General features: G+C 71.0%; 11 protein-coding genes. All 11 read left to right on the forward strand.

The window, feature by feature from the left end; all coding sequences use genetic code 11:
* Positions 1–211 precede the first annotated feature (211 nt).
* The 11 genes from VF584_13320 to VF584_13370 all read left to right on the forward strand — a co-directional run bounded on the left by VF584_13320 (position 212) and on the right by VF584_13370 (position 15,369).
* Positions 212–1,300: a DUF2382 domain-containing protein gene (locus VF584_13320; GenBank protein HEX8211148.1), complete on the forward strand. Its 1,089-nt coding sequence runs from the start codon at positions 212–214 to the stop codon at positions 1,298–1,300.
* 332 nt (positions 1,301–1,632) lie between these two features.
* Entirely contained in the window at positions 1,633–3,114 is a 1,482-nt protein-coding gene (locus VF584_13325; protein HEX8211149.1) for a gluconokinase, read from the forward strand.
* Between the two features lie 75 nt (positions 3,115–3,189).
* Positions 3,190–5,289 (forward strand): transketolase, encoded by a 2,100-nt coding sequence (gene tkt, locus VF584_13330; GenBank protein ID HEX8211150.1) that lies wholly within the window; start codon positions 3,190–3,192, stop codon positions 5,287–5,289.
* A 109-nt stretch (positions 5,290–5,398) separates the two neighbouring features.
* Positions 5,399–6,517 (forward strand): transaldolase, encoded by a 1,119-nt coding sequence (gene tal / locus VF584_13335; GenBank protein HEX8211151.1) that lies wholly within the window; start codon positions 5,399–5,401, stop codon positions 6,515–6,517.
* Between the two features lie 746 nt (positions 6,518–7,263).
* On the forward strand, positions 7,264–8,181 hold the full coding sequence (gnd, locus tag VF584_13340) for a decarboxylating 6-phosphogluconate dehydrogenase (GenBank protein HEX8211152.1): 918 nt from the start codon (positions 7,264–7,266) through the stop codon (positions 8,179–8,181).
* Positions 8,178–9,728, forward strand: coding sequence for a glucose-6-phosphate dehydrogenase (gene zwf / locus VF584_13345; GenBank protein HEX8211153.1), 1,551 nt, complete (start codon positions 8,178–8,180; stop codon positions 9,726–9,728). Before gnd ends, zwf begins: the two co-directional genes overlap by 4 nt.
* A 192-nt stretch (positions 9,729–9,920) precedes the next feature.
* A complete protein-coding gene (gene pgl, locus VF584_13350; protein ID HEX8211154.1) occupies positions 9,921–10,676 on the forward strand; it encodes a 6-phosphogluconolactonase in 756 nt (251 codons plus the stop codon).
* Positions 10,677–10,778: 102 nt separating this feature from the next.
* A complete protein-coding gene (glgB, locus tag VF584_13355; GenBank protein HEX8211155.1) occupies positions 10,779–13,031 on the forward strand; it encodes a 1,4-alpha-glucan branching protein GlgB in 2,253 nt (750 codons plus the stop codon).
* 10 nt (positions 13,032–13,041) lie between these two features.
* Entirely contained in the window at positions 13,042–13,710 is a 669-nt protein-coding gene (locus tag VF584_13360) for a helix-hairpin-helix domain-containing protein (GenBank protein HEX8211156.1), read from the forward strand.
* 202 nt (positions 13,711–13,912) lie between these two features.
* Entirely contained in the window at positions 13,913–14,527 is a 615-nt protein-coding gene (locus tag VF584_13365; protein HEX8211157.1) for a sigma-70 family RNA polymerase sigma factor, read from the forward strand.
* Positions 14,524–15,369, forward strand: coding sequence for an anti-sigma factor (locus VF584_13370; GenBank protein HEX8211158.1), 846 nt, complete (start codon positions 14,524–14,526; stop codon positions 15,367–15,369). Before VF584_13365 ends, VF584_13370 begins: the two co-directional genes overlap by 4 nt.
* Positions 15,370–15,600: the final 231 nt, after the last annotated feature.

A 15,600-nucleotide genomic window follows, 5' to 3' on the forward strand; every position in this document is an offset into this window, starting at 1 on the left:
CGCAGTAACGCAACTCACCGCCCGAACTCCTCGCCCGCACGTAATCCGGGTGAGATCTCTGTAACAGATGCCTTTGCGAGGGCACACGTGGAACGGCTGTTGCGATGGGTCCCGCCTCCCCCGGTGGGCGGGGAGGGGCGGATTCCCCTCTGAGGATCGAGCCGGCGCGGCGCGGCACCGGGAGCCGGCGAAACCACGAAGGAGACATCCCATGGCGAGCGAAATGGATCGGGTGGTACCGCTGGGGCAGCTGGACGACTTCAAGGTGGCCGAGGGCGATCCGGACGTGCGCGGCTGGGAAGTGGTGGCCTCCGACGGGCGGACGATCGGCGAGGTGGACGAGCTGCTGATCGACACCAACGCCATGAAGGTGCGCTACCTGGACGTAGAGGTGGAGAACGGCCTAATGGCCGAGCCCGACCGCCACGTCCTCGTCCCCATCGGCTACGCGCGCCTGGACCGCAGCGCCGACCGCGTGATGGTGGACCACATCGCCTCCACCGACCTGCGCACCATGCCCGCCTACGACCAGTCGCCGGTGACGCGCGACTACGAGACGAGCGTGCGCAACAGCTTCCCCGGCGGCCTGGCGGCGTCCGAGATCGAGAGCAATACCGGCACCGGCGCCGTGGACACCGGGATGGCCGCGGCCGGCTCGCACGACACCGACTTCTACACGCACGACTCGTTCGACGACAACCGCTTCTACGGGCGCGGGATGGAGACCGGGACTAGCGAGCAGCGCCTCACGCTCTCCGAGGAGGAGCTGGCGGTCGGCACGCGGCAGGTGCAGGCGGGCCAGGTGGAGATCGACAAGCACGTCGAGACCCGCCACGTCGCCGAGAGCGTGCCGGTGATGCACGAGGAGGCCGTCGTGGAACGCCGCCCGATCACCGACCCCATGGCCGCCCGCGGCGCCACCATCGGCGAGGACGAGACGATCCGCGTGCCGCTCACGCAGGAAGAGGTGGTCGCGGAGACGCGCACGGTGGCTAAGGAGGAGCTGGTGGTGCGCACCAACCAGGTGACCGAGACCGAGACGGTCGAGGCCGACCTGCGCCGCGAGCGCGCTGAGGTGCGCCGGGACGAGGGGACGGTCGGCGGCGGGGGATACAGCGCCGGGTCCGCGGGGCTCGGTGGCACGACCGAATCGGGCCTCGGCGGTGCGACCGGCCCTGGACATTCGACTGGCAACGGGCTCACCGACAACCCGGGGATAGGGAACGGGAGCGACAGCATGGGGCTGAACAACAGCTCCACCGATCCGCTCCGGCGCAACGACACCGGCGGCAACCTGTAGCCGCCGGCCGGGCTGGATGAACGGAGGGGCGCTCCCGCGGCTGCGGGGGCGCCCCTTTTCGGTGGTGATAGGCCGGGACCGCGGGGCACCGGTGGCTGAAGCCCCCGGCTGGAACGACGGGAAGGCGGCTGAAGCCGGCTCGAGAAACGCGGCATTAGACCCGGAGTCCGCGGAGGCGGACTTCGTGTGGTTCCAGCGGCCAATTCATTCGCTCGTGGAGCGGGCTTCCAGCCGCGCAGAAGTCAGAAGCGCCGCGCGGATCCCGCCCCCGAGTCCGCGCAGGCGGACTTTGTGCTGTTGTTGCAGCGAGTTCACTCGCCATCCGGGAAACCATGAGCGATTCAGGCGCGGTACGGGGGCCGTGGATCCTGGCGCTTGACGCCGGGAGCTCGTCCGTGCGCGCCGAGTTGTTCGACACGGCGGGCGGGGAGCCGCCCGGGTTCGGGGCCGCGAGGGCGGAGTATTCGTGGCGCACCGAGGAGGGCGCCATGGAGACCGACCCCGAGGCGCTCGTCGGGCGGTGCGTGGAGGTGATCGACGGGGCGGTGGTCGCGGCGCGGAGGGCCGGGGCGGAGATCGCCGGGGTGGCGATGGCGACGTTCTGGCATGGGCTCGCGGGTGTAGGGAGCGACGGGCGCGCCGTCACGCCGCTCTTCGGCTGGGGCGAGGCGCGGGCCGCCGGCGCCGCGCGCGAGCTCGCCGGGCGGATGGACGCGGCGGAGTACCACCGACGGACCGGGTGCTGGCTCCATCCCACCTATCCCGCCGCGCGGCTCCTCTGGCTTCGCGCCGAGGCGGGCGATAGCTTGCCGCGCGCCGTCACCTGGCTCTCGGTGGGCGAGATGCTCCTGCTGCGCTTCTTTGGCGAGGCGCGCACGTCGCTGTCGATGGCGTCGGGGACGGGGCTCCTCGGGCTTCGCTCGTGCGCGTGGGACGAGGAGACGCTGGCGGCGGTCGGCGTGGAGCCGGGTGCGCTGCCAAGGGTGTCGGACGAGCCACTGCGCGGGCTGGGGGCGGAGTGGGCGGCGCGCTGGCCGGAGCTGGCGGACGTTCCCTGGTTCCCCGCGCTGGGCGACGGCGGGTGCGCGAGCCTGGGGAGCGGCGCCTTTGGGCCCGGACGCATCGGGCTGACGGTGGGGACGTCGGCGGCGCTGCGGGTGCTGCGCGCGGATCCCGACCCGCAGCCGCCAGAGTCGCTCTGGTGCTACCGGCTGGATGGGCGGCGCACGGTTTCCGGCCGGGCGCTTTCGAACGCGGGGAATGCGTTCGCCTGGCTTTCGCGGACGCTGGTGCTGCCCCCGGCGGAGGAGCTGGACGCGGCGCTGGACGAGCTTCCGCCGGACGGGCACGGGCTGACGGTGAGCCCCGGATTGGTGCCCGGCCGCCCTCCCACGCTGGACCCGGACGAGCGCGCGGCGCTCCTCGGCGTCTCCCTCGCCACGACGCCGCTGCACATCGCGCGGGCGTGGCTGGAGGCGGTCGCCTACCGCATCGCGGATGCGGCGGACGCGGTGGAGGGCGCGTACGGACCCGCCGCCGAGGTGGTCGCCAGCGGCGGCGCGCTGCATGCGTCGCCCGCGTGGACCCGCATCATCGCGGACGTGCTGGGTCGCCCCGTGCGCCTGGCCGCGGTGGACGAGGAGACGGCGCGCGGCGCGGCGCTCATCGCGCTGGAGCGGCTGGGGCTGATCGAGGACCTGGCGGCCGTCGCGCGTGTCGGCGGCGAGCTGTTCGAGCCGGACGAAGGGCGGCACGCGGTGTACGCGGCGGCGCGGGAGCGGAGGCCCTCACCCCCCGGCCCCCTCTCCCGATAACAGGAGAGGGTGCCCCTCTCGTTCTCGGGAGAGGGGGGGAACTGCGTGAAGCATCCAATCAAACATTCGAGCCAAATGACGATGCCCTCTTCCGGCACGACGAGCGGGAGCGAACTGGACCAGCTCTGCATCAACACGATCCGCACCCTCTCGATGGACGCGGTGCAGGCGGCCAACTCGGGACACCCGGGAACGCCGATGGCGCTGGCTCCGCTGGCGTACGTCATCTGGACGCGCCACATGCGCCACAACCCGCTCGACCCGAAGTGGTTCGGGCGCGACCGCTTCATCCTGTCGGCGGGGCACGCGTCGATGCTCCTGTACTCGATGCTGTACCTGACCGGGTACGGGCTGGAGCTGCAGGACCTCAAGGACTTCCGCCAGTGGGAGAGCCGCACCCCCGGGCACCCCGAATACGGCCACACGCCCGGCGTGGAGACGACCACGGGACCGCTGGGGCAGGGCGTGGCGAACGGGGTGGGGATGGCGATGGCGGAGGCTCACCTGGCCGCGCTGTACAACCGTGACGGGCACCGCGTGGTGGATCACCACGTGTACGCCATCTGCTCGGACGGCGACCTGATGGAAGGCGTCGCGGCGGAGGCGGTGTCGCTGGCGGGGCACCTGAAGCTGGGGAAGCTGATCTACTTCTGGGACGACAACAAGATCACCATCGAAGGCTCCACCGATCTCGCCTTCACGGAGGACGTGGAGGGGCGCTTCGCCGCGTGCGGCTGGCACACGGAGCGCGTGGAGGACGTCAACGACCTGGAAGCGCTGGATGCGGCGATCCGCTCCGCCAAGGCCGATCCGCGCCCCTCGCTCATCGCCGTCCGCACGGTGATCGGCTACGGATCGCCCAAGAAGGCAGGCTCCGAGAAGGCGCACGGCGAGCCGCTGGGCGCCGAGGAGATCGTCGCGACCAAGCACAACCTGGGGTGGCCTTGGGAGGAGCCGTTCTTCGTTCCCGACGAGGCGCTGGCCCACATGCGCCAGGCCACCGAGCGCGGCCCGCTGATGCAGCGCGATTGGGAGCAGCGCTTCGACCGGTACGCCGCGGAAAACCCCGAGCTGGCGCGCGGCCTCTACGGCGCGCTGGAGCAGCGTCTTCCCGAGGGGTGGGACGCGGAGATCCCCACCTGGGCGCCGGACGAGAAGCCGATCGCCACGCGCGCGGCGTCGGGGAAGGCGCTGAACGCCATCGCGAAGAACGTCCCCTGGCTGATGGGCGGGAGCGCGGACCTGGCGGGCTCCAACAACACCAACATCGACGGCGGCGCCGACTTCGAGCCGGGGAGCTATGCGGGGCGCGTCCTGCACTTCGGGGTACGCGAGCACGCGATGGGCTCGGTGATGAACGGGATGACGCTGCACGGCGGCGTCCGCGTCTTCGGCGGCACCTTTCTGATCTTCTCGGACTACATGCGCCCGCCGATCCGCCTGGCGGCGCTGATGGAGCAGCCGACGATCTACATCTTCACGCACGACTCCGTCGGGCTGGGCGAGGACGGCCCCACGCACCAGCCGATCGAGCAGCTCGCGGCGCTGCGCTCCATCCCCGGCCTCGTGGACCTGCGCCCGTGCGACGCCAACGAGACGGCGGAGGCGTGGCGCTTCGCGATGGAGTTCAGGGAGGGCCCCATCTTCATGGCGCTCACCCGGCAGGCCCTGCCGCACCTCGACCGCGACCGCTTCGGCGCCGCGTCTGGCCTGCGCCGCGGCGCCTACGTCCTCTCGGACGCGGAGGGCGGCGCTCCGGAGGTGTTGCTGATGGCGACCGGCTCCGAGGTGGCGGTGACGCTGGAGGCGCAGGAGGCGCTGCGTGCGGAGGGGATCCGGGCGCGCGTGGTGAGCATGCCGAGCTGGCAGCTCTTCGCCCGGCAGCCGCGCGAGTACCGCGAATCGGTGCTCCCGCCGTCGGTCACCGCACGAGTGGCGGTGGAGGCGGGGAGCCCGATGGGGTGGCACCGCTGGGTGGGGAGCGACGGGCACATCGTGGGGATCACGCGCTTCGGCGCATCGGCCCCGGCCACGCGCGTCTTCGAGGAGCTGGGCTTCAGCGCCGCCAACATCGCCGCGCACGCCCGCGCCGCCCTCGGCCGCGGCCCGACGCCGACCGGCGGGGAAGGGGAGGCGGGGGCCGGCGGGGCGAAGCTGGGAATGGATGAGAAATAGAAAAGAAGTGCTAAGTGCTGAGTGCTAAGTGCTGAACCGCAGTTACTTAGCACTTAGGACTCAGCACTTGGGACTCCAGTATTCAGTACCCATACCGCGAGGACGACCCATGCCCGAAACGAACCCACTTCACCAACTGCATCCCCTCGGCCAATCCGTGTGGCTGGACTACATCCGTCGCGAGATCCTGGAGAACGGGGAGCTGGAGGCGATGATCGCGCGGTATGACCTGCGCGGCGTCACTTCCAACCCCAGCATCTTCGAGGAAGCGATCGGCAAGAGCGACGACTACGACTCCGCGATGGAGGAGCTGGCGGCGGACGGGGCGGACGCGAGCCGCGCGTACGAGACGCTCGCGGTGCAGGACATCCAGCGCGCCTGCGACTTCTTTCGCCCCGTCTACGAGGCCGCGGGCGGGCACGACGGGTTCGTGTCGCTGGAGGTGTCGCCCGAGCTGGCGCACAGCGCGGAGGAGACGCTGGAGGAGGCGCGGCGGCTGTGGAAGGCGGTCGACCGGCCCAACCTCATGGTCAAGGTGCCGGGCACGGAGCACAGCGTCCCCGCCTTCGAGCAGCTCATCGCGGAGGGGATCAACGTCAACGTCACGCTCCTCTTCTCCATCTCCGGCTACGAGCGGGTGATGGAGGCGTACCTGCGCGGGCTGGAGAAGCGCACCGAACAGGGCGGGGCGCTGGACCGGGTGGCCTCGGTGGCGTCGTTCTTCATCTCGCGCGTGGACTCCGCGGTCGATGCGCAGCTCGAGAAGCTGGGCGGCGACACGGCGAAGTCGATGATGGGGAAGGCTGCGGTGGCGAACGCGAAGCTGGCGTACCACCGCTTCACCGAGGTCTTCGCGGGCGAGCGATGGGACCGGCTGGCGGGGCGCGGCGCGCGGGTGCAGCGGCCGCTCTGGGCAAGCACCTCCACCAAGAACCCCGAGTATCGCGACGTCATTTACGTGGAGGAGCTGATCGGGCCGCACACCGTCAACACGATGCCGCTCGCCACCGTCAAGGCGTTCGCGGACCACGGCGTCGCGCGCCGCACGGTGGACCAGGACGTGGCCTCGTCGCGCCAGGTGCTCGCCGACCTCCGCGAGCTGGGGATCGACCTGGACGCCGTCACCGAGCAGCTGCAGACCGAGGGCGTGGAGAAGTTCTCCAAGTCGTTCCGCGGGATGATGCAGGTGGTGGAGGAGAAGCTGGCGCGGGTGGGGGCGAAGGCGTAGGGGCCCCCTCCCCCGCTCGTCACCTCGCTGCCCCCTCCCCCTATAACTACCTTGGGGAAGGGGGCGGTCGCGCAGATCTCCGTGGGGTGCACGGATTCCGTGTGGGCGCGATTCATCGCGCCCACCCTCCGCCCGTTCTCGACATTCGCCCCCACGCACGAATTCCGTAGGGCAGACCCACGTGTCTGCCCACCCTTCTTCCGCGCCCAAGCCGCCTGACCAACCAGACCTCGTAGGGGCCGCCCCGCGTGGCTGCCCGTGCCCGCCTTCGCGACGACGCCCGGCATCCGATTTGGGACACCTGGCTGCGACCCGTGTGTCCCGGCTGTCCCAATCGTGCCGCACATGTTCCCATCGGACGGAAATGTTCCCCGAGGCTAAGATGTTGCTGCCACACGATATCGTAGCACAACACCGGAATCGGCCGGGATCGGCACACCGGTTGCCCTGAGGGATGTCATCGAATGTCCCCCTGCTCGCCACTTTTCCGCCTCGCACATTCACAGCAGCACCCCGGGACCGCCTCGGATGGCGGCGTGCCCCGGGCCCAAGACGAAGCGGCTCCCCGCCGCTCCCCGCCAGGACCCCTCCGGACATCGCCTCCCCGCCGGGCCGCCTCCTAACCAGGAGCGGCCCGGTGGCGTTTTTGTGCCCGGAGCTTGCCGCGCCCGGCCGGGGGTGCGTATTTGCAGCGATGCCGCGCGACGAAGCGCGGCCGGCGTACACCAGCACACGCGGAGGGGCGGATGCGGCTCGGGATGGTGGGGCTCGGGAAGATGGGCGGCAACATGGTGCAGCGCCTCATCCGCGGCGGGCACGAGGTGGCGGTGTTCGACCTCAACGCCGAGGCGGTCCAGAAGGTGGCCGACGCCGGCGCGACCCCCGCAGGTTCGCTGGCGGAGCTGGTGGGCGCGCTCCAGGCGCCGCGCGTGGTGTGGGTGATGGTCCCCGCCGGCGACCCCACGGAGCAGACCCTGCGCTCGCTCGCCGACCTCTTGCAGCCCGGCGACGTGCTGATCGACGGCGGCAACTCCAACTTCCACGACACCAAGCGGCGCTCGGCCGAGCTGGGCGCGCGCGGCATCCACCTGATCGACGCGGGCACGAGCGGCGGGGTGTGGGGGCTGGAGAACGGCTACTGCCTGATGGTGGGCGGGCCGGACGAGGCGGTGCGGATCTGCGAGCCCGCCTTCCGCACGCTGGCGCCGGAGAACGGCTACGAGCACGTGGGGCCGAGCGGGGCGGGGCACTTCACCAAGATGGTCCACAACGGCATCGAGTACGGCCTGATGCAGGCGTACGCCGAGGGCTTCGAGATCCTCAAGAAGTCCGAGTTTCCGCTGGACCTGCAGCGCATCGCCGGGCTGTGGCAGCACGGGAGCGTGGTGAGGTCGTGGCTCCTGGAGCTTCTGGAGCGCGCCTACGCCGCCGAGGGGCAGGAGCTGGAGCGCATCCGCGGGTGGGTGGCCGACTCGGGCGAGGGGCGCTGGACGGTGCAGGCCGCCATCGACCTGGACGTTCCCGCCCCCGTCATCACCCTGTCGCTGATGGCACGCTTCGCCAGCCGGCAGGACGAGAGCTACGGCGCGCAGGTGCTGGCCGCGCTCCGCAACCAGTTCGGCGGGCACGCCATCAAGGCCGCCGAGCCGGAGGGGCCCAAGTGAGCACCGCATCGCCGGCCGCGGCAGGGGCGAGAGCGGCCTCTGCGTCGCCGCTGCGCAAGGCGCTGTCGAGTGTGCGCGTGCCGCAGCCGCTGGTGCTGGTGATCTTTGGCGGCACCGGCGACCTGGCGCGCCGCAAGCTGATCCCCGCGCTCTTTCGCCTCTGGCAGCAGCAGCTTCTGCCCGAGGGGTTCGCGGTGGTCGGCGTGGCGCGCGAGCAGATGGACGACGAGGAGTACCGTCGCCGCGCACGCGAGGCGCTGGGCGAGTTCGCCACGGCGGCGACCGACGAGGAGTGGGCGGAGTTCGGGCGGCGGCTCTTCTTCGGAAGCCACGTCTTCGACGATGCGGAAGGTTTCGAGCGGCTCAAGACGCAGCTCCAGGCGATCGATCAACAGTTCGGAGTCCCGGGCAACCGCCTCTTCTACTACGCCGTGCCCCCGCAGGTGGTGGACGAGATCTCGCGCGACCTGGGGAAGTCGGGGCTCATCTGCCCGCCGAGCTGCCCGTGCTGGACGCGCGCCATCGTGGAGAAGCCCTTCGGCCGCGATCTGGCCTCCGCGAAGGAGTTGAACCTGGCGCTGCTGGAGGTCTACGACGAGCGGCAGATCTTTCGCATCGACCACTACCTGGGGAAGGAGACGCTCCAGAACCTGATGGTCTTCCGCTTCGGCAACTCGGTGTGGGAGCCGCTGTGGACGCGCAGCCACATCGACCACGTGCAGATCACCGTCGCGGAGGAGGTGGGGCTGGAGATGCGCGCCGACTACTACGAGAAGAGCGGCGCCCTGCGGGACATGGTGCAGAGCCACCTCCTCCAGATCCTGACGCTGGTGGCGATGGAGCCCCCCGCATCGTACGACGCGGACTCGGTGCGCAACGAGAAGGTCAAGGTGCTGCGCTCCGTCCGCCCGTTGCTGGGCGAGGACATCGATCGCGAGACCGTCCGCGGCCAGTACACCGCCGGGATCGCGGGCCGCGGCTACCGCCAGGAGGAGGGCGCCGCCCCCGATTCGCGCACCGAGACCTACGCGGCTCTTCGGCTGCAGGTGGAGAACTGGCGATGGGCAGGGGTCCCGTTCTACCTGCGCACGGGGAAGCGTCTTCCGGCCAAGGCGACGGAGGTGGTGGTCGCCTTCCGCCCGGCGCCGCACCCGGTGATGGACCTGGTGGAGGGCGACCTCCCCGCGCCGAACTCGCTGGTCCTGCGCATCCAGCCCAGGGAGGGGATCTCGCTCTTCTTCGAGGCCAAGGTCCCCGGCCTCACCGGCCGCATGCAGGCGGTGAGCATGGACTTCGACTACGCCACCGCCTTCGACGGCGCCGAGTCGCCCGAGGCCTACCAGCGCCTCCTCCTGGACGCCATGCTCGGCGACGCCACCCTCTTCGCCCGCCGCGACGAGGTGGAGGCCGCATGGACCCTGGTCACGCCGATCCTGGAGCGCTGGGAGGCAGGCGGCGAGCCCGAGGGCTACCCGGCGGGGAGCTGGGGGCCGGAGTGCGCGGACCGGCTGATGGGGGACGATCGGAGGGCGTGGCATCAGCCGTGAGGGACCCTCACCCCCAGCGTCGCTCCGCGACGCATTCCCCTCCCCAAAACCGCCTGGGGGAGGGGGAGCGCTTCGGGATTGTGATCACGGGCGGAGTGCACCCTTTCCCCCGCTTGCGGGGGAGAGGGCCGGGGAGAGGGGGAGGCCGCGTTGGGCTCATCGCCGAGCATACCTACACTGAACGCCATTGCCATGACCACCCCGCTCCTCCTCACCTTCCCCACCGCCGCGGAGGCGTCCCGCGCCTCCGCGGAGCGATTCGCGGAGCTCGCGCGCAAGGCGGTGGCGGAGCGCGGACGGTTCACCGTGGCGCTCTCCGGAGGAACGACGCCGCGCGCGGCGTACGCCATGCTCGCGGAGGAGCCGCTGCGGTCCAGCATCCCGTGGGAGCAGGTGCACCTGTTCTGGGGGGACGAGCGGTGCGTGCCTCCGGGGCACGTGCGCAGCAACTTCAGGATGGCCAACGAGGCGTTCGTGTCGCGCGTCCCCATCCCGCCCGCCAACGTGCACCGCATGCGCGGCGAGATTCCACCCGAGCGCGCGGCGGAGGAGTACGCGATGGAGCTGGCGGCGGACTTCGGAGAGGGGATTCCGCGCTTCGACCTCGTGCACCTGGGGCTCGGCACCGACGGGCACACCTGCTCCCTCTTCCCTTTCGATCCACTGCTGCTGGAGCGCGGGCGCACGGTAGCGGCGGCGCTGTACCGGCCGCTGGGCGAGCCGCGCATCACCCTCACCTTCGCCGTGGTCAACGCGGCGGCGCACGTGGAGATGCTGGCGCCGGGCGGGGACAAGGCCGAGGTCGTGAAGAAGGTGCTGGAGGGGCCGCGTGACCCCCATCGCATCCCCGCGCAGGGGGTGAGGCCGGCGGGCGGCGACATGGTGTGGCTGCTGGACGAGGCCGCGGCGGCGCGGCTCGCGTCACACGGAAAGGGGGCGAACGGGTAGAAGGCGCGCGGCGGCACGGGCTTCGCAGCACGGCGCGGGCTTCGAGCCACAAGGCGGGCACGCTTTTACCCCGCGCCCCCGCACGCCAGAGACCGGAGCACGATGGCCCAGGCAACACTCCAGCACGACGTACGACTGATCGTCCAGGGCGAGCACACGGACCCGTTTCGGGTGCTCGGCATGCACAGAGTTTCCGTGGGGCGGGAGATCCGCACCGTGGTGCGCGCCTTCATCCCCGGCGCGAGTGAGGTGGCGCTCCTCGGCACCGGGATCGTTTCGCCGCGCACGCTGGACCGGGTGAACGATGCGGGTTTCTTCGAGGCGATCCTTCCGCGCGGCACCGAGCCCTTCGCCTACCAGCTGCGCGTAACGTGGGAAGACGGGTCCGTGGGCGAGTTCGCGGACGCGTACTCCTTCAAGTCCACCCTCGCCGAGTTCGACCTTTACCTGATTGGCGAGGGGACGCACCTGCGCCTGTACGACGTGCTCGGCGCGCACCCGGACGAGATCGACGGCGTCCAGGGCGTGCGCTTCGCCGTGTGGGCGCCGGCCGCGCAGCGCGTGAGCGTGGTGGGCGACTTCAACCTGTGGGACGGCCGGCGCCACACCATGCGCCGCCACCCCGGCGTCGGTGTGTGGGAGATGTTCATCCCGGGCGTCCCAACCGGCACGCCGTACAAGTACGAGATCCGCGGTCCGACCGGCGAGATTTTCCTCAAGGCCGACCCCGTGGCCTTCGCGGCGCAGCACAACCCGCTCACCGCATCCGTCGTCGCGGACCTGCGCGGCTACGAGTGGACGGACGCGGAGTGGATGGAGAAGCGGCGCGAGGACCCGGGCAAGGATCGCCCGATGGCCGTCTACGAGGTGCACCTGGGGAGCTGGAAGCGCGTTCCCGAGGAGGAGAACCGTCCGCTCACCTACCGCGAGCTGGCGCACCAGCTGGCGGACTACGTGTGCGACATGGGCTTCACGCACGTGGAGCTCCTGCCGGTGATGGAGCACCCGTACGACCCGTCGTGGGGGTACCAGGTGACGGGGTACTTCGCGCCGACGTCGCGCTTCGGGCCGCCGCAGGACTTCAAGTACCTGGTGGACCACCTGCACAGCCGCGGGATCGGGGTGATCCTGGACTGGGTGCCGGCGCACTTTCCCAAGGACGCCTTCGCGCTGCGCCGCTTCGACGGCACGGCGCTGTACGAGCACGAAGACCCCCGCCAGGGCGAGCACCCGGACTGGGGGACGATGGTCTTCAACTTCGGGCGCAACGAGGTCCGCAACTTCCTGCTGTCCAACGCGCTCTTCTGGATGGAGGAGTACCACCTGGACGGGCTGCGGGTGGACGCGGTGGCCTCCATGCTCTACCTGGACTACAGCCGCAAAGCGGGGGAGTGGGTCCCCAACCGCTACGGCGGGCGCGAGAACCTGGAGGCGATCGACTTCCTCCAGCAGCTCAACGCCACCGTGCGCGACCGCTTCCCCGGCGTGCTGATGATCGCCGAGGAGTCGACGGCGTGGCCGGGGGTGACGCAGGCGCCGCACCTGGGCGGGCTGGGCTTCCACATGAAGTGGAACATGGGGTGGATGAACGACTTCCTCCGCTTCGTGGAGGAGGACCCCGTCTACCGGAAGTACCACTTCAACCTGATCACCTTTTCGCTGATGTACGCCTTCAGCGAGCGGTTCGTGCTCCCCTTCTCGCACGACGAGGTGGTGCACCTCAAGGGCTCGCTGATCGGCAAGATGCCGGGCGACGCCTGGCAGAAGGCCGCCAACCTGCGCATGGCGCTCGGGTTCATGTGGGCGCACCCGGGGAAGAAGCTCCTCTTCATGGGCGGCGAGTTCGGGCAGTGGAGCGAGTGGAGCGAGGGGAGGTCGCTGGACTGGCACCTCCTTGAGAACCCGCTCAACGGCGGCGTCCAGCGCTTCATGCGCGACCTCAACGCGCTGTACGCACGCGAGAGCGCCTTCTGGGACTCGGATTGCACGCACGAGGGCTTCCAGTGGATCGACTTCCACGACGTGGAGCAGACGGTGCTCTCCTTCCTGCGGCGCAGCACGGCCACTGGCGAAGAGCTGGTCTTCGCGTGCAACTTCACCCCCATCCCGCGGCCGGACTACCGGATCGGTGTGCCGCGCCCGGGGCTGTACCGCGAGCTGCTGAACAGCGACGCGCTCGCGTACGGCGGGAGCAACCTGGGGAACGCGGGCGCCGTGTACAGCGAGCCGGTGCCCGAGCATGGGCGGCCGGACTCGCTGCGGCTGATGCTTCCGCCGCTTTCCATCCTGGTCCTCAAGCGGGACGAGGAGCAGCAGCCCACGGCCGGCACGCCGGCCATCACCGATAACGACTGAGCCAACGTCCATGGCGAAGACAGACAAGACCCGGGCGAAGGGCGCCAAAGCCGACGCCACCGCCGGCCCGGCCGGGGACGCGAAGACCCCGTCCAAGCGCACCGGCCGCTCCACCACCACCGCCACGGGCGAGACGAGCACCGCGGCGCGCAAGGGCGCCACCCGCACCACGCGCACGGCCAAGGAGGAGGGCGGCGCCGTCCCGGGCGGCACCGAGGGGGGCACCACCTCCACCCGCACCGTGCGCGCAGCCGGCCCGCGCGCCGGCGTGAGCGCGAAGAAGGCGGCGGGGAACTCGCCGCGCGCCGGCACGGGCGCGCGTGGCGGCAACCGGCAGGACGCGGTGCGCCGCGACGCCAACCTGCGCGCCGACCTCCGCGAGTTCGTCAGCGCCCGCCCCAAGGGGTGGAACCACGCCGAGTGGCTCGGCCTGCTGGACGACCTGCGCGGCCGCGGCCACGACGTCTCCGACGCGTCCGTCGTCGGGATGTCGCTGGAGCGCGAGCGCCTGGCCGTCCACCTGGAGGCGATCCCCGGGATGGGTCCGCGCCGCGTGGAGGCGCTGGTCGGCCGCTACCACACCCTCTACTCGCTGCGCCAGGCCGATGCCGCCGAGCTGGCCGAGCTGCCCGGGATGAACCGGGCCCTCGCCGAGCGGGTGCATCAGCAGTTCGCCTGATCCTCGTCATTTGTAACGCCGCCCCCTTCCTGGTCCGCCGGGGAGGGGGCGTTTTCATGCTTCCGTTCATGCGCTTTTTCTGCTGTCGTACAAGCTTTGCATCAGGATGGCGCGCGTTGTGCAAAGGACGTTTCAGGCTCCACCCTGTACCCGCTCCAACTTATACCTTGCGAGGCCCTTCGTGTCGCAGCAACTTCTCTCCATGCATCCGACACAGCGCACGGTCTCGTATCTCCCTGCAGACGACTCGGGTCCCGACGACGGCGCGCTGGTCCGGCGCATGGCGGCGGGAGACGAGAAGGCCCTCGGGCTCCTGTACGACCGCTGGTCCCCTCTCCTGCACTCCGTCGCGCGCCGCATCGTGGCCGATCCCAACGACGCCGAAGAGGTGCTGGAGGAGGCGTTCTGGCAGGCGTGGCGGCAGGCGGGGCGCTACGAAGAAGGGCGCGGCGGCGTCTCCACCTGGCTCACCATGATCGTGCGCAGCCGCGCGCTGGACCGGGTGCGCGCGCGTGGCCGGCTCCGCGAGGAGTCGTGGGAGAACATCCCGGAGCCCGGCTCGGGTGATGGCGAGGGTCCCGCTTCGCCCGATGCCGCGGCGGAGCAGGACGAGCGCAGGCGGTTGATCGCGGCCGCGGTGGCGCAGCTTCCGCCCGAACAGCGCGAGACGGTGGAGCTCGCCTACTTTCGCGGTCTGAGCCAGTCCGAGATCGCGGCGAAGCTGGGACAGCCGCTGGGCACGGTGAAGACGCGCGCTCGCCTGGCGCTCCAGAAGCTGAGGGAATCGCTCGTGGTTTTCCGGGAGGAGGGTGGATGAGTCTCGACACTGAGCACGAAAACGTGCAGGCGGCGCTCGCCGCGGAGGCTCTCGACGCCCTCGACGGTGAGGAGCGGGAAGCCCTGCACGCCCACCTTGCTGGCTGCGCCGAGTGCCGCGCCGAGCTGGAGTCGCTGCGAGAGGCCGCGTCGCTCCTGGCGCACACGGCCCCGCACGTCCCGCTGGCGCCCGCCCGCTCGGACCGCATCCGCGCGCGCCTCCTTGCCCGCGCCGCCGCCGACGTGCGGGGCGGGGAAGCGGCCGAGCCCGTGGTGGCCGCGCCGGAGACGCGCGTGATCCCGATCGCGTCGCGCCGGCGCTCGGCGCTGCCTGCCTGGCTCGCGGCGGCGGCCTCGGTGCTCATCGCCATCGGCCTGGGTGCGTACGCCCTCTCGCTGCGCGGCCGGGTCAGCTCGCTGGAGCAGCAGACCGCCTCCCTCTCTCGCGACCGTGGCCGTCTGGAATCCACGCTGGCGGAGCGAGAGGCGACGCTGGCGGCGCTGGCCGGGCCGGAGGTGCGCGTGATCACCCTGGCGTCCACGCAGGAGCGAGCACCGTCTGGGCGCATGTTCTGGAACCCGGTCCGGCGGCGCTACACCTTTTTCGCGTACAACCTCCCGCAGGTGCGTCCGGGCCGCGAGTACCAGCTCTGGCTGATCACTCCCGCCGGCCCGGTCGCCGCCCCCACCTTCCGCCCCGGCCGCGACGGCGCCGGCAGCGTGGAGGGCGCCTACGACGTTCCCAACGAACAGATCCGCGCGGTCGCCGTCACGGAGGAGCCCGCTGGCGGCCTCCCGAAGCCGACCGGCGAGGTGCTGATCGTGGGGAACGCGGCGGAGTAGGCCCTCACCCCCGTCTCGTTACACTCGACTGCCCCCTCTCCCGATAACAGGAGAGGGCTGCGCCCTCTGTTAGCGAGAGAGGGAGCTGGAAAATCCGCCCCTACCACGGCATTCGTGGGTAGGGACGTGATTTATCACGCGCGTGTCCGCCCCTGCTCCGCCCCCGCCGGTCCGCACCCAAAACCCGCAGGGCAGACCTGCGTGTCTGCCCACCGCTGCCCCCCCCCCACG

This window comes from Longimicrobium sp. (genome assembly GCA_036389135.1).
GTDB lineage: Bacteria > Gemmatimonadota > Gemmatimonadetes > Longimicrobiales > Longimicrobiaceae > Longimicrobium.

What these genes read in the sequence shown, in the direction of transcription:
- VF584_13320 (HEX8211148.1), top strand. Translation starts at nt 212, where the DNA reads ATGGCGAGCGAAATGGATCGGGTGGTACCGCTGGGGCAGCTGGACGAC.
- VF584_13325 (HEX8211149.1), top strand. Translation starts at nt 1,633, where the DNA reads ATGAGCGATTCAGGCGCGGTACGGGGGCCGTGGATCCTGGCGCTTGAC.
- tkt (HEX8211150.1), top strand. Translation starts at nt 3,190, where the DNA reads ATGACGATGCCCTCTTCCGGCACGACGAGCGGGAGCGAACTGGACCAG.
- tal (HEX8211151.1), top strand. Translation starts at nt 5,399, where the DNA reads ATGCCCGAAACGAACCCACTTCACCAACTGCATCCCCTCGGCCAATCC.
- gnd (HEX8211152.1), top strand. Translation starts at nt 7,264, where the DNA reads ATGCGGCTCGGGATGGTGGGGCTCGGGAAGATGGGCGGCAACATGGTG.
- pgl (HEX8211154.1), top strand. Translation starts at nt 9,921, where the DNA reads ATGACCACCCCGCTCCTCCTCACCTTCCCCACCGCCGCGGAGGCGTCC.
- glgB (HEX8211155.1), top strand. Translation starts at nt 10,779, where the DNA reads ATGGCCCAGGCAACACTCCAGCACGACGTACGACTGATCGTCCAGGGC.
- VF584_13360 (HEX8211156.1), top strand. Translation starts at nt 13,042, where the DNA reads ATGGCGAAGACAGACAAGACCCGGGCGAAGGGCGCCAAAGCCGACGCC.
- VF584_13365 (HEX8211157.1), top strand. Translation starts at nt 13,913, where the DNA reads ATGCATCCGACACAGCGCACGGTCTCGTATCTCCCTGCAGACGACTCG.
- VF584_13370 (HEX8211158.1), top strand. Translation starts at nt 14,524, where the DNA reads ATGAGTCTCGACACTGAGCACGAAAACGTGCAGGCGGCGCTCGCCGCG.